This is a genomic window from Aureimonas sp. AU4 (genome assembly GCF_001463765.1).
GTDB lineage: Bacteria > Pseudomonadota > Alphaproteobacteria > Rhizobiales > Rhizobiaceae > Aureimonas.
In genome coordinates, this window is sequence record NZ_BBWK01000069.1 from 35354 (window position 1) to 54699 (window position 19346).

The following is a 19346-nucleotide window of genomic DNA, read 5'->3' on the forward strand; positions in this document are numbered from 1 at the left end:
TGCCCCTTGCCGCCGTGACGCCCATGCCAGCCGTCCGAAACCGCACGCTGCGCCTGCATGGCTCCATCGCGCAGGACATCGGCACGGCCATTCTGGCCGGACGCTACCGGCCGGGCGATCTCCTGGCGAACGAGGTGCAGTTCAGCGAGCATCTCCAGGTGTCGCGGACGGCCTACCGGGAAGCGGTCCGTATCCTGTCGGCCAAGGGCTTCGTCAGCAGCCGGCCGAAGGCGGGAACGCGGGTCAACCCGCGCTCCAGCTGGAACGTCCTCGACCCGGACGTCCTGCGCTGGATCTTCGAGAACGATCCGGTCGACCCGAACTTCGTGCGCGAGCTCTTCGAACTTCGCCAGATCGTGGAGCCGTCAGCCGCCGCCCTGGCCGCGCATCGCCGCACGGATACCCATCTCGCGCTTCTTGAATCGGCACTCGACGACATGGAGAGCCATGGGCTCGCCGTGGAAGCCGGACGTGTCGCTGACCGGTTGTTTCACGAGACCATCCTGGAAGCGACGGGAAACGGTGCTTTGGGCACACTGGCGAGCGGCATCTCGGCTGCGGTGCGTTGGACGACCCTTCTGAAGGCGCGGGAGGGCCGGATGCCGCGCGATCCGATCCCCGAGCACCGTGCGGTTCACGCTGCGATTGTGGCACGCGATGCGGACATGGCCTTCGCCGCGATGACCAACCTGGTCGGTCTCGCATTCCAGGACATCACGACGATCGATCCTCGCATCGAGCTGGCATGAGGCCCGTCCGGTCCGACGCCGGCGATTGAAGTGCTCGTCCGCTGATGCGGGCGCACCAACGCACGGTTGCCGAGAACCAGACCTTAAGAACCCGGAGGCTAGGAATCCGGGTGGGAGAGGGAGCGCGCCGATGTCAGCGGGATTTGCCGTCGCGGAAGGGGCAGACCGGGCCATGCGGCTCTGGTTCCGCGTCGTCGTTTCCCTGCTTTGCGTTGCATTGCTGGCGGTCAGCTTCTGGTTCCATTTCGCGGATGCTCGTGCGTCCCGCGAAAGGGTCGAGCATGAAGCCGTTCTGATGGCGCGCGCCCTGTCGCGCCATGCCGCAGACCTCACCAGCCTCATCGATATGCTTCAGTTCGACATGGTCCAGTCGGCGACCCAGTTGATGCGCGGCGAGGCGGATGTCGCGAGTTCGGAAAGAACGTGGCGCGACCGGCTACTCCGGCTGTCAGCGGTCGAGAGTATCTGCGCCTTCGACAGGACGGGGCAGCTTGTTCTGGCCTCCGGCAAGGAATGCACCCGGGCTCCGCAGCTGGAGTGGTTCCATCCGTTTCCGGCCCTCGCCACAAAGGTCGATCAGATCGGAATTCCGTTTCAGTCACGCGGCGGAGGCGATTGGTTGATACCAGCCATCGAGACCTGGCAGGACGATGCAGGACAGCCGATGGGCCTCGTGGTTCTGGCGCTCCGCAGCAGCTACCTCTCGAGTGTCTACAACAACTACGACATGACAGGGCGCTCCGGGATCGCCCTGTATCGAGCCGACGGTGTCCTTCTCGCGCGTTTCCCACAGGTGAGCGATCGTATCGGGCGCAACTTCGCCAATTCCGACGCTTTCCGTCCTGCCCTGAGCCTTCCCTCGGGTTCGAATTCCGGGCCGTCGCCGATAGACGGCGTCGATCGCATCCGCGCGTTCGAACGAGTGCCCAATGCCGCGCTCACGGTCGTCGTCGCGCTCGACGTCGGCGTGCTGCCCGGCTGGGGGGCGACGACACTGGCGTCGTTCGGTGCGCTGGCACTCCTGATCGGCTGCGTCGTCATGGTCAGCCGCCAACTCGACCGCCATCTCGCCTCGAACTTCGACACGCGCGAGAAGATGACGCTGCAGGCCCGCACCGACGTTCTGACCGGTCTTCCGAACCGCCGCGCCTTCGACGAGGCCATGGCGCGCGAGTGGGCGAGCGCGGCGCAGAATGGCACGTCGCTTTCGATGCTCCTGTTCGACGTCGATCAGTTCAAGGCCTTCAACGACACATACGGCCATCTGGCCGGCGACGGTTGCCTGCGCCGGGTCGCGGGAACGTTGCAGCAGGGAACGTTCGAGACCATAGGGCATCTGGCCCGCTTCGGCGGCGAGGAGTTCGCCCTCCTCCTGATCGACGTCACGCCGGGTGTCGCGGTGCTGGTGGCGGAGCACCTGCGCGCCAACATCCAGGGCCTGCAGATGCGCCACGCGGGGAACAAGGGCGGCGGCGTGGTCACCGTCTCGATCGGCATCGCCACGCAGGACCTCGGCGACGCACCGTCCGACATGGCGCCCGCCGAACTGATCGCCCGGGCCGACAAGGCGCTCTACCGTGCCAAGAACGCCGGGCGGAACCGCGTCGAGCAGTTTCAGGCGAAGGGCGACGAGGTCGTCGCCCTTCGCGCCTGAGGGCTTCGGCTGGCCGGATCAGGCGGCCGTGCGCCGTGCGTCCCGCTGATCATTGGAGAGCAGCGCGCGACGGTCATCGGGCGTCAGAGCCTCCGGCTGGCGGCAGTCGTGGCGCAGGCGCACCGGCTGGCCCGTCTCGGCGGACTGCAGGATGCCGAGCATGGCTTCCAGAACGTGCAGCGCGAGCTCGCCGCTTGCCCGATGGGGCCGCCCGGCCTCGATGGCCGCCGCCATCTCGGCAAGGCCCAGCCCCCGATAGTTCGCGTAGCGCGGCGAGGCGGCGGGGTAGTTCAGCTCGGTCAGCCGCTCCTCGCCCGCCTCGATCGGACTCCACGTGTCGCGGTTGTCCGCGATCTCGATCGTCCCGCCGAAGAAGTTCGGGTCGGGCACGCGGATCGAGGCGCCGGTGCCGTAGAGCTCGATCGGCGTCATGCCGTGCTTCCAGACATCGAAGCTCGCGAGAAGCGTCACCTGCGCGCCGGACCGGAAGCCGAGGAGGGCATGGAAGGTGGTCGGCGTCGTCACCGGGATGACCTGGCCGACATTAGGTCCATTCGCCGTCACGGTGCGTTCGGCCAACCCGATCTGGCCCATCGCGACGACCTGTTCGATGGGGCCGAGCAGCGTGACCAGGGCGGAGAGGTAGTAGGGACCCATATCGAGCACCGGGCCGCCGCCCGGCTTGAAGTAGAAGGCCGGCGCCGGGTGCCAGTGCTCCATGCCGCGCGACATGATCGTGGCGACGCCCGACAGCGTGCGGCCGACCGTGCCGTCCTCCATCAGGCGCCGCGCGGTCTGCGTGCCGGCGCCCAGCACAGTGTCGGGTGCCGAGCCGACGCGCAGGCCCTTCTCCTCGGCAAGCTTCATGATCGCTTCGCCGTCCTCCAGCGTCGTCGCCAACGGCTTCTCGCCGTAGACGTGCTTGCCGGCGCGCAGCGCCCGCAGCGACACCTCGGCATGGGCGTCCGGGTTGGTGAGGTTCAGGACGATGTCGACGTCCGGGCTCTCGTAGAGCTCGTCGAGCGTAAGCGCCTTCAGGCCGTAGGTCTTGGCGCGAGCCTCGGCCGCCTCCGGACGGGCGTCGGCCACCGCCGTGAAGCGGATGTCACGAAAGAGCGCCGCGTTGGTGAGGTAGATGTCGGAGATGACGCCGCAGCCGACGAGACCGATACGCTGCACCATGGTTCAGTTCCCCTCGAAACCGTTCATCGTCCGCAGGCTCGTTTCGGCGAAGCGGCGAAAGTCGGACGGATTGTCGTGCTCGGCCACCATCAGGTCGCAGCCGGCCGCCTTCGCGGCGCGCCAGATGGCGGACCAGTCCATCGTTCCGGTGCCGACGTCCGCCCACCCGTCCTCGTCCGTCTTCTCGCCGGACGGCGCCAAGTCCTTGACGTGCAGAGCGGAAATGCGCCCGCTGTAGCGTTCGATCCAGCGAGCCGGGTCCTCGCCGCCGCGCACGATCCACGCGGCGTCCGCTTCCCAACCGATCTTGTCCGAGGCATCGAGAAGGTGCTCGATCGGGCGCGAGCCGTCCTCCAGAGCGCGCATCTCGAAGTCGTGGTTGTGCCAGGCAAAGCGCAGCCCCTCGGCCGACACCCGGTCGGCCATCGCGGCAAGGCGGCGCGCGAACGCCTGCCAGCCGGCCACGTCGCCCGGACGGTCGGCGGGCAGCAGGTAGGGCACGACGACGAGGCCAATTCCGAGGCGGCGGGCGATCTCGAGCGTGCGCTCGAAGCGATTCTCCAGAAGGTCGACCGAGAAGTGGCCGCTGGGGACCGAGAAGCCGTTCGCCTTCACGCCGTCCGCCAGGGCGTCGAGATCGTCGTAGAGGCCGCCGAACGGCTCGACGGCCTTGTAGCCGAGCGCGGAGAGGGTTGCGAGTTGGTCGGCGAGCGGCGGGAAGTTGCGCGCCGAATAGAGCTGCATCGAGTTCATGGGGGCTGTCCGGTTGGGGATGTCAGAGCCGCTCGCCGCTTGCCGTGTCGAACAGCGAGGCGCGGGCGGGATCAAAGGAGAAGCGAATGGGATCGCCGACCTGGAAGCGGCGCTCGCCGTCGGTGCGGATCGAGAACGGACGGCCGGCGAAGCGCGTCCAGACGAGCGTGTCGGCGCCCATCGGCTCCACGACGTCGACCGGTCCTTCCGCCTCGAAGGCGTATTCGCCCGGCCGGATCGAGACATGCTCGGGTCGCACGCCCAGAGTGGCGGGCCGGGCGGCGGGTGCGGCGAGGAAGCCGTAGCGTCCCAGCGGTACGCGGATGCCGCTTGCCTCGAAGGCCGGACCGTCCGCCCCGGCCGCGAGACCGCCCTCGATGAAGTTCATGGCGGGCGAGCCGATGAAGCCCGCCACGAAGAGGTTGCGCGGCCGCGCATAGACCTCGGCCGGCGCGTCGAGCTGCTGGATCACGCCGCCGCGCATGACGGCGATCCGGTCGGCCAGCGTCATCGCCTCGATCTGGTCGTGCGTGACGTAGACCATCGTGTTTCCAAGCTCCTGGTGAAGCTTCTTGATCTCGACCCGGAGCTCCGCGCGCAGCTTGGCGTCGAGGTTCGAGAGCGGCTCGTCGAACAGGAAGACGTCGACCTCGCGCACGAGCGCGCGGCCGATCGCGACGCGCTGGCGCTGGCCGCCCGAGAGCTCGCCCGGCCGGCGCTTGAGAAGCGGCTCCAGCTGCAGGAGCTTCGCCGCGCCGGCCACGCGACGGTCGATCTCGGCGCGCGGAGTCTTCGTCATGCGAAGGCCGAAGGACAGGTTCTCGGCCACCGTCATGCGCGGGTAGAGCGCGTAGGACTGGAACACCATGCCGATGCCGCGCTCGGCCGGCTCCGCCCAGGTCACGTTGCGGCCCGAGATCCAGATCTCGCCGTCGGACACGTCGAGAAGGCCCGCGATGGCGTTGAGGAGCGTGGACTTGCCGCAGCCCGATGGGCCCAGCAGCACGAGGAACTCGCCGCGCGCGATCGCGAGGTCCATGCCCTTCATGACGTCGAGCGAGCCGTAGCGAATGCCGAGTTCCTTCACCTCGACCGCGCTCTCGCGGGTGCGGGCCGCGTTCATCTGCGTCATCGCGTTCATCCCTTGACGCTCCCGGCTGCGATGCCCCGCACGAACCAGCGGCCGGACACGAAGTAGACGACGAGCGGCACCAGCGCGGTGAGGATGGTGGCCGCCATGTTCACGTTGTAGAGGCGCTCACCCTGGGTCGAATTGACGATGTTGTTGAGCTGCACCGTCATCGGCAGGTTGTCGCGCCCCGCGAAGACCAGCCCCAAGATGAAGTCGTTCCAGATGCCCGTGACCTGCAGGATCGCGGCGACCACGAGGATCGGCGCGGACATGGGCAGGAGCACGCGAAAGAAGATCTGCCAGAAACCCGCACCATCCACGCGCGCGGCCTTGAAGAGCTCGGACGGGAGGCTCCCGTAGTAGTTGCGGAAGAGGAGCGTCATCACCGGCAGGCCGAAGGTCGTATGGATGAGGACGATGCCGGGCAGCGAGCCGTAGAGGCCGACCGCCGAGAACATGCGCACCAGCGGGTAGATGAAGACCTGATAGGGGATGAAGGCGCCGAGCAGCAGTACGGCGAAGAGGAGGTTCGCGCCCTTCGGCCGCCAGAGCGACAGAGCGTAGCCCGTCACCGAGCCGACCGCTATCGAGATCAGGACGCTCGGCACGAGGATCTTCACCGAGTTCAGGAAGCCGGCCTGGATGCCGTTGCAGGCAAGGCCCGTGCACGCGGTCGACCAGGCGGCGCGCCAGGCATCCAGCGTGAGATCGGCGGGCCAGGCGAAGATCGAGGAGACGCGGATCTCGTCCATCGTCTTCAGTGAGGTCACCACCATGATGTAGAAGGGCAGGAGGAAGAAGAGGGCCGCGATCAGGAGAAAGGCGTAGAGCCCCACCCGTCCGGCCGTGAGATGCCGGGGTTTCGGCCCGCGCGCCGCGGCCGGAAAGGCGCGGCCGGTGGAGGCGAGTGCCGGGACCTGCGTCAGCGCCGTCATGCGTGGGCTCCGGCGCGGTTCGGGCGGAAGTACTCGACGTAGAGCCAGGGCACGAGGACGCAGAGGACCGTGACCAGCATGACGCTGGAGGCGGCAGTCGCCAGACCGATGTTCTGGCGGCTGAAGAGATAATCCATGACGAAGGTCGCGGGCATGGAGGTCGCCGTGCCGGGACCGCCGTTGGTCAGCGCGATCACGAGATCGTAGACCTTCACCACCGCGATCGAGAGCAGCACTACGGAGGTCACGATCATCGGCTTGAGCAGCGGCAGGACGATCGAGAGATAGAAGCGCCAGGCCGGCACGCCGTCGACCCGGGCGGCCTTCCAGAGTTCCTGGTCGACGCCGCGCAGCCCCGCCAGCATCAGCGCCATGACGAGGCCGGATGCCTGCCAGACGCCCGCGATCACGACCGCGTAGATGGCCATGTCGCGCTGGACGCTCCAGTCGAAGGAGAAGCTGGTCCAGCCGAGGTCGCGCACCGATTTCTGGATGCCGAGCGTCGGGTTCATCATCCACTGCCAGATGAGGCCGGTGACGATGAAGCTCATGGAATAGGGATAGAGGAAGATCGTGCGCAGGCCGTCCTCGGCGCGCACCCGCTGGTCGAGTGCCACGGCCAGAAGAAAGCCGAGCACGAGGCAGATGCCGACGAAGAGCACGCCGAAGGTCGCGATGTTCTGGATCGACACGACCCAGCGCGCGTCGTTGAACAGGCGCGTGTACTGGTCGGCGCCCACGAAGTTGTTGACCGGCAGGAGCCGCGAACTCGTCAGCGAGATCCAGACGGTCCAGGCCATCGTGCCCAGATAGGCGAAGACGACCACGAGAAGGGCAGGGAGGAGCGCCAGCCGGGGCGCCCAGGCGATCTTGCGTCTGCGTGTCACGAGAGACCTCCGGCGCGAGAAGACGACGGTCCGGCGGCGGCAATGGGAGGGCCGCCGCCGGACGGCGGACTCAGTCGGCGGAGCCGATGATGTCCGCGTAGCTCGCGATGAAGTCGTCCGCGCTGGCCGAGGGGTTCGAGAAGAAGTTGGTGATCGCGTCCTGCAACTGCCCGGTCGTGTCGGCCGAGATCATGTAGGTCGCGGCCGGAACCTGCTTCGCCGTGTCGCGCACCTCCGCGACGCCCTTCTGCGCGCAGGCATCCATCTTCGACGTGTCGACGTCGGTGCGGACGGGGATCGAGCCCTTCTTGTTGTTGAACTCGATCTGCGTCTCGGGATCGAGCATCGTCTTGGCGAGAAGCGCCTGCGGAGCGGTCGGCGTGTCGGAGCCGTTCTTCGGGAACACGAAGACGTCGCCGCCCATGACATAGCCCGCGTCGCCCGGCACGAGCGCGCAGCCGGCATCCTTCCCGGGCGTCATCTTGGCGTTGATGAAGTCGCCCTTCGCCCAGTCGCCCATGATCTGGACGCCCGCCTGGCCGGTGATGACCATCGCGGTCGCATCGTTCCAGTTACGGCCCGGCGCTCCGGCATCGACATAGCCGCGCAGCTTGCCGAAGTCCTCGACCGACCGCTTGAACTCGGCTGAGTTGACGACCGAGGCGTCGTGGTCGCGGAAGATCTTGATGAAGTTGTCCTTGCCGACATGGCCGAGCAGGAACGCGTCGAAGACCAGCGTTTCCTGCCAGGCCTGTCCGCCCCAGGCCATCGGTGTGACGCCGGCGGATTTCAGCTTGTCGAGCGCTGCGAAAAAGGCGTCGAAGGTCGCGGGCGCCTCCGTGATGCCGGCCTTCTCGAAGGTCGCGGCATTGTAGAACATCCAGTTCTGGCCATGGATGTTGACCGGCACTGCGTAGAACTTGCCGTCGCGCGAGGCGGCGTTGACGATCGCCTCCGGCATGACCGACGCCCACTTGTTTTCGGTGGCGACACTCGACATGTCGGCCAGAAGACCCTGGCCTACGAGGTCGTCGAACTGGCGTCCGGTGTTGAACTGGGAGGAGGCGGGAGGATTGCCGCCGATGATGCGGTTAATCGCGGCGGCGCGTGCCGCCTCGCCGCCGGCGACCGCGGAATCGACCCACTCGCCGCCCGCCGCCTTGAAGCGGTCCGCGAAGACCTTCACGGCCGCGGCCTCGCCGCCCGAGGTCCACCAGTGCATGACCTCGGCACGCTCGGGCGACTGCGCCCGGGCCGGAAGCGTGGCCGAAACGGCCAGAAGGGCCACGCCCGCAAGGGCGCACGTCGTCCGCAATGTCATGATCGCTTGTCTCCCAGCGTTTCGATCCGGCGGCTCGTGTCGAGCTCAGTTGTAATCGATTACAAGAGAAGGCTAGAACGAGGCGGCCGGTGTTGGCAAGTGGGGGAACGCGACTGTGAGCGGATCGAGGGGCGGTGCGGCGAGGGACCGCGCTCGGACGGGAGGCGCTGCGACGATCAACGACGTCGCGCGCCGGGCCGGCGTGTCGACGGCCACCGTCTCGCGTGCCCTGGCGCAGCCCGACAGCGTTCGCGGCCCCACCCGTACTAGGGTTCTGGAGGCGATCCGCGAGCTCGGCTATATCCCGAACGCCGCCGCCCGGAGCCTGCGGCGCGGGCGGACGCGCACCGTGCTCATCGTCGTTCCGAAGCGCGCCAACCCGCCCTTCTTTGCCGAAGTCCTGCGCGGCATCGACGTGACGCTCGCCGCCGCCGGCTACTCGGCGATCATGGGCAATCTCGACGAGGACGGCGCGCGCGAGCGCCAGCTCGCCGAACTCGTCTTTTCCGGTCATATCGACGGGGTGATCGTCCTGTCCGGCATCCTGCCGCGCATCGACGATCGCTCCATCCTCGAGGCCGCCATCCCGATCGTCAGCGCCTGCGCGCCAATCGACGAGCGCGGCTACAGCGTCCTGACCGACGAGGGGGAGGCCATCGTCGGCGCGTTGCGGCATCTCATCGATCTCGGCCACCGGCGGCTCGCCCATCTCGCCGGGCCGGAGGGCAACTTCAACGCGGAGACCCGCTGGCATGCGCTGCGCCGCTTCATGCGGGCGTGCGACGTGCCCGGCGTGACGCTCGAAAAGCTGCCGGGACAGTTCACCTTCGAGGGCGGCGAGGAAGCGGCCGCGCGCTTCCTGACCCTCGACCCCGCGCCGACCGGCGTCGTCGCCTGCTCAGACGAGGCGGCCATCAGCTTCATGAAGGCGCTGCGGGCGGCCGGCCGCCGCGTGCCGCAGGACGTTTCGGTTGTGGGCTTCGACGGGATCGAGTTCGCGGACTATTGCGAGCCGGCGCTGACCACCGTCTGCCAGCCGCGCTTCCTGATCGGCGAGACGGCGGCTCGGCAGCTCCTCGCCTTTCTGGACGGCGAGGAGCCGGAGGAACGCCACGTCGTCCTTGCGAACCGGCTGCGGATCGCCGGCTCCAGCGCGCCGCCTCCGGCCTGAGGGCCGGGGGCGCCGCGCGCTCCCTCAGCCGTGCGGGCGGATCACGACCTTGGTGCAGTTGTCCTTCTTCTCCTGGAACAGCTTGTAGAGTTCCGGCCCGTCTTCCAGGCTCGTGGAGCGGTGGCTGATGATGAAGGACGGATCGATCTCGCCGCGCTCGATGCGCTCCAGCAGCGGCTTCATGTAACGCAGCATGTGCGTCTGGCCGGTCCGGAGCGTCAGGCCCTTGTTCATGAGGACACCCATCATGACGGGACCGACCGGGCCGGCATAGACGCCCGGCATCGACACGACGCCGCCCGGACGGCACGCCGTGATGGCCTGGTTGAGCGCGAAGGGGCGCTCCATCGAGACCGTCGCCGACATGACGGCCGACGAAACCTTCTGCGCCAGCGTGTCGGCGCCGTGGGATTCCATGCCGACCGCCTCGATCACGGCGTCGGGCCCCTGGCCTGCCGTCATCTCCATTAGGCGGTCCTGAATGTTCTCGTTCGCGAAATCGATCGTCTCCGCGCCGGCCTGCCGTGCCAGCGCCAGCCGCTCGGGCACGCTGTCGATCGCGATCACGCGCTCGGCTCCCAGCATGAGGGCGGACTTCACCGCCAGCACGCCGACCGGACCGCAGCCCCAGATCGCAACCGTCTCGCCTCCCTTCAGGCCGCAGTTCTCGGCCGCCATCCAGGCGGTCGGGAAGATGTCGGAGAGGAAGAGGACCTGCTCGTCGGAGAGCCCCGGCGGCACGACGAGGGGCCCGACATCGGCATGGGGCACGCGCAGGTATTCCGCCTGCCCGCCCGCGAAGCCGCCGGTGATGTGCGAGTAGCCGAAGAGCCCGGCGAGGGGATAGCCGAACTGCTCGGCCTGCATCCGCCCGTTCGGATTGGTGCGCTCGCAGCAGCTCCAATTGCCCCACCGGCACTGGCGGCATTCGCCGCAGCAGATCGTGAACGGAACGACGACGCGGTCGCCGACCTTCAAGCGACTCGCGCCCCGGCCCACTTCCACGACCTCGCCCATGGTCTCGTGGCCGACGATGTCGCCGCTCTTCATGGTCGGCATGTAGCCGCCATAGAGATGAAGGTCCGAACCGCAGATCGCGCAGGCCGTGACCTTGATCACGACGTCGCGGTCATCCTCGATCTTCGGATCGGGAACCGTCTCGCATCGCATGTCGCCTTTGCCGTGCCAGGTGAGGGCCTTCATGGGCATACTCCGTCCGCCAGTCTTCGGGTCCGACGGGGCGTTTCCCAACGACGCGCATCGCGTCGTTCCGAGCGGTCGCTAGGAGGAATGGGCGCCGTCCGTCTCGTGCGGTCAACCGGCGGTTTCGGGCAGGGTTCCGGTCTTGTTCGCGTCGTGGCTACGCGGTGCCCGCCTCAGGGGACGGAGATCGCGCGTTGCATTCGGGAGCGAGGACGGACGCTGGAAGGCGACGTCGGCCGCGAAGACCGCGAGGTACAGATAGGCTCCCAGCTCCAGCGTTTCCTCGATGTGGACGAGGACCTCGTGCTCGGCGACTTCCGCCAGGCCGAGCAGGACAGCCGCGAGAGCGACGGGCCAAACCCAGGCGAGGTTCCGCAGATCGAGCGTGCCGCGCCAGGGGGTGATTCTCATCAAGCCGAGAATTACGCAGGCCGTCACGGCTCCAGCCGAAAACAGGGTCTTGGCCGGACGCGTCGCACAAACGCCGCCCTCGTAGAATGGACTTTCGCAGGCCGGTATCTCGCGCTGCAGGGCGAGCAGCGCGGCGAGAAGCATCACAGCGCTGAAGACCGCTCGGGCATTGCGCGATCGAATGTAGGCTTGCGCGAACAAAGCCGCCGTGAGCGCAAGCAACGCCATCTGAGGCGTCTCGATCAGACCGTTCTCCTGAAACGCGACGGGCCAGTAGCTCGCAAGCGCCAGACCCATCGTCGGCGCGATCAGGAGAGTTGCGAGGAAGGCGAGAAGCCAGACGGACACCCGGGGGCGACGCGTCTCGCGCCAATCGATCGACGGGGAATGCCATGCCATGCGGGGAACCGCCTCTCCTGCGCTTCCCGACATACGTTGCGAAGCCTACGGCCGGGTTATTAGGCTCGTCTTCCCGATCGATCCACGAAAATTTAGGCACACTTACCGTTGTCGTGCTCGCCCCGGAACGACGCGCGGACGGTGCTCGTCCTCATATGTGTCCGGGATCATTGGGAGGCGCTTTGCGAGAATGGCCTGGGAGCAGAAGGACTTGCTCCACTCCGTAGCGCAGGTGTCGAGGCTGGGACGAGCCTTGAAGAACTGACGGACGTCCGCGTCGGGCGAGATTGCCGCGACGAGCACCCCGAGGATCCGTTGCTGATGGCGCGGGCCAGCGGAGAGGGGAGTTGAATCATACCTGCTCCCGCGTCCGACGCTGCGGCGAGCGTCTTTGCCCGGACGAACGGTCCGGGCATAGACGCTGGAAAGGTCACACTGCGATCAGCGGCTGGCGCGCCTGACGTCCGCTTCGTCGCGACCTTGCGAATCGACGCCGCCTGAGCGCTGGAGCACCGGGTACGCCTCCGCGGGCTGATCCGCGAACGCGCGAGCCCGAGCCTGAAGGGACCGCACGTCGCCAGGCTGCGCGACGGACGATGCGACCTCGCCGGGCTGCGACGCCTTGCCCTTTAGGCGGAAGAACGCGGCTCGTTCGTTGAGGCTCGTTGCCTCGCCCGACAGGGCCTCGGCGGTCGCGGTCATCTCGGTGGCGGCGCCGGCATTCGCCTGCGTGACCTGATCGAGTTGCACCACGGCCTGGTTGATCTGCTCGATGCCGATCGACTGTTCGCGGCACGCCGCCGAGATCTCGGCGACGAGCTCGGTCGTCTGTTGGATGGCCGGCAGGAGCTCGGCCATCTTGCGGCCCGCTCCCGTGGCGGTGTCGAGCGTGCCGGCGGACAGCGTCCCGATCTCGACGGCGGCCGCCTGTGCCCGTTCGGCGAGCTTGCGCACTTCCGATGCCACCACGGCGAACCCCTTGCCATGGCTGCCGGCTCGCGCGGCCTCGATCGCGGCATTGAGGGCGAGGAGATCGGTCTGGCGCGCGATCTCCTGGACGAGGCGAACCTTCTCGGCGACCTCGCCCATGGAGGCGACGGCCTGCGATGTCGCACCCGCCACGTCCTCGGCCAGCGCCCGCGCCCGCACGGCCGTGCGTTCGGCCTGCGCGGCGTTGTCGGCGTTCTGGCGCACGTTGCCCGACATCTCCTCGACGGCCGCCGAGGTTTCCTCGGAGGCGGCCGCCTGCTCGGTCGAGCCCGACGAGAGCTGCTCGGCGGTGGCGGCCGACTGGCGCGATCCGGCGGCCACCTGCGCGGCGGAGCCGATGACGTCAGACACGATCTGCGAGAGCTTGACGCTCATCGCGTTCATCGAGCGCAGAAGCGTGCCGATCTCGTCGGATCCCTTGGCCTCGACCTGCTGCGACACGTCGCCGGCTCCGATCGCGTCCGCGAGACGAACCGCGCGCGACACGCCCCGGGCGATCGAGAAGGCGATCCAGCTTGCGGCCGCCGAGCCGGCGACGAGGGCCAGGATCAGGACCGCGATCAGCGCGTTGCGGGTCGACAGATAGGTCGCCTCGGTCGCCGCGCGCATGGCACTCGCCACCTTGGCTTCGGAGGCGACGAGGTCGGCGACCTTGGCGTTGATGGCGAGCGTAAGCGGACGGACCTCGTTGATGGCGATGTCGACCGCCTTGGCGTCCGCGTTCGCGAGCCCGAGCGCGAAGATCTGGTCCAGAACGTCGAGCGCATTCCTGCTTTCGGCCGCCGTCCGGTTGATCTCCTCGGCCAAGGGCGTTGCGGCTCCGGCGGCGCGGTAGTCCGCAAATCGTTGCCGGATCGAGGCGAGCGTGGTCTCAAAGAGAGGCCTGGAGGCTTCGAGGCGGCCGGTGTCCGTGTCGGCGATCGCCGCGATCGTCAGGTAACGCAGCGTCTGAAGCGCGACCTGCAAATCTCCGTTGATCGTTCGCACCGGGCCGTCGGTGCCGTTCGGAAGCATCTTTTGCCGGGTCGCGTTGAGATGGTCGAGCAACTGGTCGCCGAGGGGCTGCCCCTTTTCGACGTTGAGCCGAACCCCGTTCGCATTGGAGTTCTGGTCCGAAAGGGCCATCGCCCTGTCCGCCGTCTCCCTCCAGGCATCCAGCTGTTTGAGCACCTCGCCGGTCGCGTCGGCGGCACCGGTGTCCGTGGAACGGACGGCATCGCGATAGTCGTTCAGATCGGCCTTGGTCTTGGCATATGTCTCATCGATCGTCTTGCGGCGATCCGCCTTCAGCGCGGGGTCGGTCACCATCACCAGGGCATTCAGCGAGCGGCCCATGGTCTCGACCTGCTTGGCGATGCCGCCCAGATGGATCGCGCGGGTGAAGGGGCCTTCGGCGAAGCCCTTCATCGTCTCGTTGGCCGAGCCGAGACTCGATATGCCGAGATAACCCGAGGCCGCGAGCATCAGAAGAACGCCACCGAAGGTGCCGGCAAGCTTGGTCTTGATCGAAAGGCGCACGGTCATGAACCTTAGAGGACGCCGCCTGTAGTCGACTGGCGCCGGGGTTGATCTGGCGCGACAATATTTGCGGGCTCACCTTACCCCACGTTGTAAGGGGCACTGCGTGAAAACACCTATATCTTGCTTGGCGAGTATCGCAGTGCGCGGCATACTGGCGATCCTAGCTATGAGTTGTGTCGAACGATGATCGTCGTTCACCGAACGACGTATCGATCAATCGCGCAGGAGCTTGCGGGTGCGTGGCCTCGAGCGGGCGTGCGGCATCCGAAGAAGGACGGAGGGGGTGGCGCACGCGATGTCGTCGGTCGTCGAGCGGGCTGTTGACAGTGCAACCGGGCGGCGCACTTCGTCTTCGCTGCCGGAGGGGCTCGACCGCGCGGGCCTTCTGTTCTCGACCATGATGGCGTCTCGCCAGCCCATGTTCTTGGCCTGGGGACCCTCGGCGCGCCTCTACTACAACGACGCCTACATTCCCTTCCTGGGTTCCAAGCACCCCTCCGCCACCGGGCGACCGCTCCTCGATGTCTGGCCCGAGATCCGGGACGAGCTGGCGCCCCTGGTCGAGCGAGTCTTCAGGGGCGAGGCGATCCAGATGGACGACATCGCCCTGACGATCGATCGCGGGCGTGGACCGGAGGAAACGCACTACGCTTTCTCCTATACGCCCGTCGGCGAGCCGGGCGGGACGGTGCTCGGCCTATTCTGCGCCTGCGCCGAGACGACCGAGCAGGTCCGGGTGCTTCGTCTTCGCGATGAAGCCGAGACGGCCTTGCGAGAAAGCGACGACAACTACCGCCATGTCGTTGCGCTCAGCCCGCAGATCCTTTGGGCAGCCGACGCGCAGGGGCACATCGTCTCGGCCGGACCCCGTTGGTTCGACGTCACGGGCATGACGGAGGACGAGGCGCTCGGGGACGGCTGGGCGCGTATGCTTCATCCCGACGACATCGCTTCGACCCTCGAAGCCTGGCGGCATTCGATCGAGACACGTCGGCCGGTCGACCTCGAATATCGTCTGCGGGTCAGGGACGGGCGCTTTCGCTGGTTCCGTGCCTATGCGGCGCCGCGCATGGCGCCGGATGGTGGGGTCGTGCGGTGGTACGGTCTCCTGGAAGACATCCACGAGCGCAAGGTCGGCGAGGAGCATCTGCGCTCGATTCTCGAGACCGTGCCGGACGCCATGGTCGTGATCGACGCGAAGGGAACCATCCGCTCCTTCTCCAAGGCGGCGGAACGGCTCTTCGGCTTCGGGCGGACGGAGGTCGTCGGCGAGAACGTCCGCCTGCTGATGCCGGAGCCCTATCGCAGCGCCCATGACGGCTTTCTCACGCGCTACGAAGAGACCGGCGAGCGGCGCGTCATCGGGGTCGGGCGCGTCGTGCTCGGCCGGCGCCGCGACGGCTCGACCTTCCCGATGGAACTGTCGGTCGGCGAGGTGCCGACGGGCGATGCGCGCCACTTCATCGGCTTCATACGGGACCTGACGGAAAACCGCCGTGCCGAGGAGCGCTTCAGCCAGATCCAGGGCGAGCTTCTCCATGTGTCGCGCTACACCGCGCTCGGCGAAATGGCCTCGACGCTTGCGCACGAGCTGAATCAGCCGCTCACCGCGATCTCGAACTACCTGCGCGGCTGCGCACCCCTCCTCTCGAGCCTGCCGGGGCAGGGCGGCGAACTGGTCTCGGAAGCGATCGAGGAGGCCGCTCACCAGGCCCTGCGAGCGGGCCGCATCATCCGCTCGATGCGGGAGTTCGTGACGCGCGGCGAGAGCCGCCGGCAGAGCGAGGCACTTCCCCAGCTCGTCGAGGAGGCGAGCGCGCTCGCGCTCGTCGGCATCCGGGAGAAGGGGGTGCGGGTGGCGTTCCGTCTGGACCCGACCCTGCCGAGCGTCTGGGTGGATCGCGTCCAAATCCAGCAGGTCCTCCTGAACCTGATGCGGAACGCCGTGGAGGCGATGGAGGCGGCGCCTCGCCGCGAGCTGACCGTCACGGCAAGCTCGGCGGGCGCCGATCTCGTGGAGATTCTGGTGGCCGATACGGGACCGGGGATCGATCCCGCCGTCGCGTCGAAGCTCTTTCAGCCCTTCGTGACGACGAAGCGCGACGGCATGGGGGTCGGGCTCTCGATCTGCCGCACGATCGTCGAGGCCCACGGCGGCCAGATATCCGCCATGCCCAACACGGAAGGGGGCACCGTCTTCCGCTTCACGCTGCGCCGCTCATCCCCGCGCGAGATCGCCCATGCCTTCTGATCCAGCCGTCCACATCATCGACGACGACAAGGCCGTCCGCCGCTCGATCGCCTTTCTCCTGTCCGCCAACGGCCTGCCCGCGCGGATATACGATTCCGGCCGGAGCTTTCTCGACATGCTGGATCAGGACGTGGCGGGCTGCATCCTGTGCGATGTTCGTATGCCGGGCATGGACGGCATCGAACTCATGCGGGCCGTGCGGGGGCTCGGCGTCACGATGCCCGTCGTGGTGATGACCGGGCACGCCGATGTCGCCATGGCGGTTCAGGCCATGAAGGCGGGCGCGATGGACTTCATCGAGAAGCCCTTCGACGATCAGGCGCTGCTCGCGGTCCTGCGGCAGGGACTGGAACGCGGGCAGGCGGAAGGCCGTCGCACGAAGCGCCGCGCGGCGATCGAGGAGCGCCTCGCCCGTCTCACGCCGCGCGAGCGTCAGGTTCTCGAGCTCGTTGCATCCGGAAAGCAGAACAAGATCATCGCCCACGAACTCGGCATCAGCCCCCGGACGGTCGAGGTGCACCGCGCCAACCTCATCGAGAAGATCGAGGCCAAGAGCACCTCCGACCTCATCGCGCTCTTTCTGGAGCGCTCACAGGCTTGAGATCGGAACGAAACGCCCCTCGGCCGCGGGTTTGCCGAACAAGCCGGCGGGACGCCTTCCGAGCTCGAAGGAAGACCACGCCGGCGGGCGAACTCGCCCCGCTAGCTCCCACGTCGAAGCGCAATTTCCCAACGACGGAGTTCACCTGAACTCCGGCCCATACGGTCAGGTGTCGGGTACTGAAGTAGGTAGGGTGGCGCCTTCATCGGTGGCGAGGCCGTATGGCGGAGAGGATGGGATTCGGCTGGCGGCCGAGGGGCAGGGTGAAACGCCTGCGCCGTATGGGTTTCGGGCGCTTGCGATTCGCGTCCTGATGCCCCGTTTGGATCGCAGATTGGTACACAGTCCAAACCGTGAACTCGAACCATATGTGCCCAGTTCAGGGCGCGGGACAAGGCCCGCCCTGCCGATGTGCAGGACGGGCATTTCTTCGTTTCAGCGGTTGCCGCGCCGCATCTTCTCGGGACGCGGGGCGAAGGTCGGCTCGATGATCCGGATCGACCGCGTCCGGCCGGGCGACCAGGTCACGAGGAGGCGCTCGGCGAGCGCCGAGAGAAGGCGGTGCACGCCGCTCTTCGAGACCAGGCCGACCCGCCGACCGATCTCCTCGACGGTCGGCGAGATGTTATTCTCCTCGGTCAGATCGCGGATCGCCTCGATCGTCTGCCGCATGCGCGGCGTCAGGCCGAAGGTGGCGTGATCCGAAAGGGCGAGGCGCATAGCTGCGAGCTTCACGACGGTCGGATGGTTGCGCAGCCGTTCGAGCAGCTCGCGCTCTTCGGCCGTCAGCTGCGCAGCGGCAAGGGCGTCCTCGAACTCTGTTTTCATGCCAGGGGCCTCGGCGGCGGGAGGAGCGGCTGCATGGTCCCGCTCGCGTAGGCGTCGGCGATGCGGGGGAGAATATGATCCGCAACAGTCCCACCGTCCGGCAAGACGATCTGAGCGAGGAAGGCATCCTCGAAAGTCTCGATGCCGCTTTCCACGCTTTCCAGCTTCGCCTTGATGCAGAGGAACAGCGCGCGCCAGCGCGAGCGGCAGGCCTGCTCCCAAGCTTCCGTCTGCTTCGCAACCGGCCGGACGTTGCGCCGGCCGTCGAACTTGAACCGCTGTTCGGCACGATCTGGCAGCGGCAAGCGGAAGGTGACCCGTCGATCCTTCATCTCGAACGAGATGACGGCGCCTGCTCGATCCTCGCCCGTCATGAAGCGGTCGGCGCCGTAGCGCCGGAGCGTCGCCTTGATCTCGGCTTCGGTCTTCTCGACGGAGACGCTCGTGTTCTCGGCGTAGGGCATGGGTCAGCCTCCATTCGACGGCGATGCGATGGCGCCGGGACCGAACTTGTGGGCCGCCGCATCCAACTTCCGCGCATCCTCACCGCGATAGATCATCTCGATCTTGAGTAGGCTAATCAGCGTCCCGCGACCGAAGCGCCGCTCGAACGCTTCGAGATGAATGCGCAACGCCGTCACCGCGTCGCCCTCGGCTGAGACATCGACTGGCGGCCTGACGGCTTCCGCCTCCGCGTAGGTGGGCGGACGCCGGATGCACCCATATCGGTCGCGAGGAAGGTTCACGACGCGTTCTCCAAGTATCGCGCCGCCAAGCGCTGCAGGCGGCTCTCGTCCGAATGGACGTGCTCGACGCCCTTCAGCGGGTCGAGGATGCCGCGGGACTGGCTCGACTTCACGCCAAGCGTTTCGATGATGAGCGGGTCCGACCCGTCGTCGGTGTGCATGTAGATCGCCTCGACCTGACGCTGCTGGCCCGGCCGGCGCACGCGTCCGACGACCTGGCGGTGCACCTGCGGTGACCAGTCGAACTCGCCGAAGACGACCGTCGAACAGCGGTGCTGCAAGCCGTCGAGGCCGGCGCCGGACCGCAACGAGATGATCATCAGATCCGTCTCGCCGGCCATGAAGGCGGCCTTCGCCTTGTCCTTCTGCGACTGGGATTCGGTGCCGGTGTAGAGCACCGGCCGAAGGTCGGCGAGGACGTCCTGCCAGATGTCGTAGACGTCGCGGTGCCAGCCTGCGAGGAGGACCGGCTCGCCGCTCTGGACGATGAGGCGCACCATAGCGGCGACCGAGCGCGCCTTCGCGAGGCCGGTGATCCGGCGGGCGAACATGTCGAGCTGCCGGGCGGCCTCGCCACGCTCGACGAAGGATCCGGTCGTCACGCGCAGCGCT

The 19346-nt window shown here is 67.5% G+C and carries 18 protein-coding genes; 5 read left to right on the plus strand and 13 right to left on the minus strand.

Features of this window, described 5'->3' with window-relative positions; translation table 11 throughout:
* The first annotated feature begins 23 nt into the window (after window positions 1-23).
* On the plus strand, window positions 24-749 hold the full coding sequence (locus tag AUL35_RS18030; RefSeq protein ID WP_062017389.1) for a FadR/GntR family transcriptional regulator: 726 nt from the start codon (window positions 24-26) through the stop codon (window positions 747-749).
* A 130-nt stretch (window positions 750-879) separates the two neighbouring features.
* The gene (locus AUL35_RS18035; protein WP_082666430.1) at window positions 880-2403 is read left to right on the plus strand and encodes a GGDEF domain-containing protein; all 1524 of its coding nucleotides are present in this window, start codon (window positions 880-882) and stop codon (window positions 2401-2403) included.
* A gap of 18 nt (window positions 2404-2421) precedes the next feature.
* On the opposite strand, the gene AUL35_RS18040 is transcribed toward AUL35_RS18035, so the two are convergent.
* The 6 genes from AUL35_RS18040 to AUL35_RS18065 all read right to left on the minus strand — a co-directional run bounded on the left by AUL35_RS18040 (window position 2422) and on the right by AUL35_RS18065 (window position 8613).
* On the minus strand, window positions 2422-3585 hold the full coding sequence (locus AUL35_RS18040; protein ID WP_062017395.1) for a Gfo/Idh/MocA family protein: 1164 nt from the start codon (window positions 3583-3585) through the stop codon (window positions 2422-2424).
* Between the two features lie 3 nt (window positions 3586-3588).
* Window positions 3589-4338, minus strand: coding sequence for a sugar phosphate isomerase/epimerase (locus tag AUL35_RS18045; RefSeq protein ID WP_062017403.1), 750 nt, complete (start codon window positions 4336-4338; stop codon window positions 3589-3591).
* 22 nt (window positions 4339-4360) lie between these two features.
* A complete protein-coding gene (locus AUL35_RS18050; protein WP_062017438.1) occupies window positions 4361-5461 on the minus strand; it encodes an ABC transporter ATP-binding protein in 1101 nt (366 codons plus the stop codon).
* 14 nt (window positions 5462-5475) lie between these two features.
* Window positions 5476-6405, minus strand: a complete 930-nt coding sequence (locus AUL35_RS18055; RefSeq protein WP_082666431.1) for a carbohydrate ABC transporter permease — start codon at window positions 6403-6405, stop codon at window positions 5476-5478.
* The gene (locus tag AUL35_RS18060; RefSeq protein WP_062017406.1) at window positions 6402-7292 is read right to left on the minus strand and encodes a carbohydrate ABC transporter permease; all 891 of its coding nucleotides are present in this window, start codon (window positions 7290-7292) and stop codon (window positions 6402-6404) included. The genes AUL35_RS18055 and AUL35_RS18060 overlap by 4 nt, the downstream gene beginning before the upstream one ends.
* 70 nt (window positions 7293-7362) lie before the next feature.
* Window positions 7363-8613 carry an ABC transporter substrate-binding protein gene (locus AUL35_RS18065; RefSeq protein ID WP_062017409.1) on the minus strand — a complete coding sequence of 417 codons (1251 nt, stop codon included), beginning with the start codon at window positions 8611-8613 and terminating at the stop codon, window positions 7363-7365.
* A 115-nt stretch (window positions 8614-8728) separates the two neighbouring features.
* Here AUL35_RS18065 and AUL35_RS18070 point away from each other — a divergent pair, with 115 nt between their 5' ends.
* Entirely contained in the window at window positions 8729-9784 is a 1056-nt protein-coding gene (locus tag AUL35_RS18070) for a LacI family DNA-binding transcriptional regulator (protein WP_082666432.1), read from the plus strand.
* A 24-nt stretch (window positions 9785-9808) separates the two neighbouring features.
* Here AUL35_RS18070 and AUL35_RS18075 read toward each other — a convergent pair whose 3' ends face one another.
* The 3 genes from AUL35_RS18075 to AUL35_RS18085 form a co-directional block, all read right to left on the minus strand.
* Window positions 9809-10987: a zinc-dependent alcohol dehydrogenase gene (locus AUL35_RS18075; protein WP_062017444.1), complete on the minus strand. Its 1179-nt coding sequence runs from the start codon at window positions 10985-10987 to the stop codon at window positions 9809-9811.
* A gap of 111 nt (window positions 10988-11098) precedes the next feature.
* Window positions 11099-11797, minus strand: coding sequence for a hypothetical protein (locus tag AUL35_RS18080; protein WP_062017415.1), 699 nt, complete (start codon window positions 11795-11797; stop codon window positions 11099-11101).
* A 441-nt stretch (window positions 11798-12238) separates the two neighbouring features.
* The gene (locus AUL35_RS18085) at window positions 12239-14305 is read right to left on the minus strand and encodes a methyl-accepting chemotaxis protein (protein ID WP_192847116.1); all 2067 of its coding nucleotides are present in this window, start codon (window positions 14303-14305) and stop codon (window positions 12239-12241) included.
* A gap of 286 nt (window positions 14306-14591) precedes the next feature.
* On the opposite strand from AUL35_RS18085, the gene AUL35_RS18090 reads away from it, so the two are divergent.
* Window positions 14592-16559, plus strand: coding sequence for a PAS domain S-box protein (locus AUL35_RS18090; RefSeq protein ID WP_082666433.1), 1968 nt, complete (start codon window positions 14592-14594; stop codon window positions 16557-16559).
* Entirely contained in the window at window positions 16549-17160 is a 612-nt protein-coding gene (gene fixJ / locus AUL35_RS18095) for a response regulator FixJ (RefSeq protein ID WP_062017420.1), read from the plus strand. Before AUL35_RS18090 ends, fixJ begins: the two co-directional genes overlap by 11 nt.
* A gap of 435 nt (window positions 17161-17595) precedes the next feature.
* Here fixJ and AUL35_RS18100 read toward each other — a convergent pair whose 3' ends face one another.
* The 4 genes from AUL35_RS18100 to AUL35_RS22645 all read right to left on the minus strand — a co-directional run.
* Window positions 17596-17988, minus strand: a complete 393-nt coding sequence (locus AUL35_RS18100; protein WP_062017422.1) for a LexA family transcriptional regulator — start codon at window positions 17986-17988, stop codon at window positions 17596-17598.
* Window positions 17985-18452, minus strand: coding sequence for a hypothetical protein (locus AUL35_RS18105; RefSeq protein WP_062017425.1), 468 nt, complete (start codon window positions 18450-18452; stop codon window positions 17985-17987). Before AUL35_RS18105 ends, AUL35_RS18100 begins: the two co-directional genes overlap by 4 nt.
* Window positions 18453-18455: 3 nt before the next feature.
* Window positions 18456-18734 (minus strand): hypothetical protein, encoded by a 279-nt coding sequence (locus AUL35_RS18110; RefSeq protein WP_062017429.1) that lies wholly within the window; start codon window positions 18732-18734, stop codon window positions 18456-18458.
* The coding region (locus AUL35_RS22645; protein ID WP_192847117.1) for a C-terminal helicase domain-containing protein at window positions 18731-19346 on the minus strand (616 nt) is incomplete at its 5' end. The genes AUL35_RS18110 and AUL35_RS22645, both read right to left, overlap by 4 nt.

Bases quoted from the DNA above. Each gene is read 5' to 3' on its own strand.
- AUL35_RS18045 (WP_062017403.1), bottom strand. From the start codon at position 4,338: ATGAACTCGATGCAGCTCTATTCGGCGCGCAACTTCCCGCCGCTCGCC.
- AUL35_RS18055 (WP_082666431.1), bottom strand. From the start codon at position 6,405: ATGACGGCGCTGACGCAGGTCCCGGCACTCGCCTCCACCGGCCGCGCC.
- AUL35_RS18050 (WP_062017438.1), bottom strand. From the start codon at position 5,461: ATGAACGCGGCCCGCACCCGCGAGAGCGCGGTCGAGGTGAAGGAACTC.
- AUL35_RS18105 (WP_062017425.1), bottom strand. From the start codon at position 18,452: ATGCCCTACGCCGAGAACACGAGCGTCTCCGTCGAGAAGACCGAAGCC.
- fixJ (WP_062017420.1), top strand. From the start codon at position 16,549: ATGCCTTCTGATCCAGCCGTCCACATCATCGACGACGACAAGGCCGTC.
- AUL35_RS18065 (WP_062017409.1), bottom strand. From the start codon at position 8,613: ATGACATTGCGGACGACGTGCGCCCTTGCGGGCGTGGCCCTTCTGGCC.
- AUL35_RS18040 (WP_062017395.1), bottom strand. From the start codon at position 3,585: ATGGTGCAGCGTATCGGTCTCGTCGGCTGCGGCGTCATCTCCGACATC.
- AUL35_RS18075 (WP_062017444.1), bottom strand. From the start codon at position 10,987: ATGAAGGCCCTCACCTGGCACGGCAAAGGCGACATGCGATGCGAGACG.
- AUL35_RS18080 (WP_062017415.1), bottom strand. From the start codon at position 11,797: ATGGCATGGCATTCCCCGTCGATCGATTGGCGCGAGACGCGTCGCCCC.
- AUL35_RS18035 (WP_082666430.1), top strand. From the start codon at position 880: ATGTCAGCGGGATTTGCCGTCGCGGAAGGGGCAGACCGGGCCATGCGG.
- AUL35_RS18100 (WP_062017422.1), bottom strand. From the start codon at position 17,988: ATGAAAACAGAGTTCGAGGACGCCCTTGCCGCTGCGCAGCTGACGGCC.
- AUL35_RS18030 (WP_062017389.1), top strand. From the start codon at position 24: ATGCCAGCCGTCCGAAACCGCACGCTGCGCCTGCATGGCTCCATCGCG.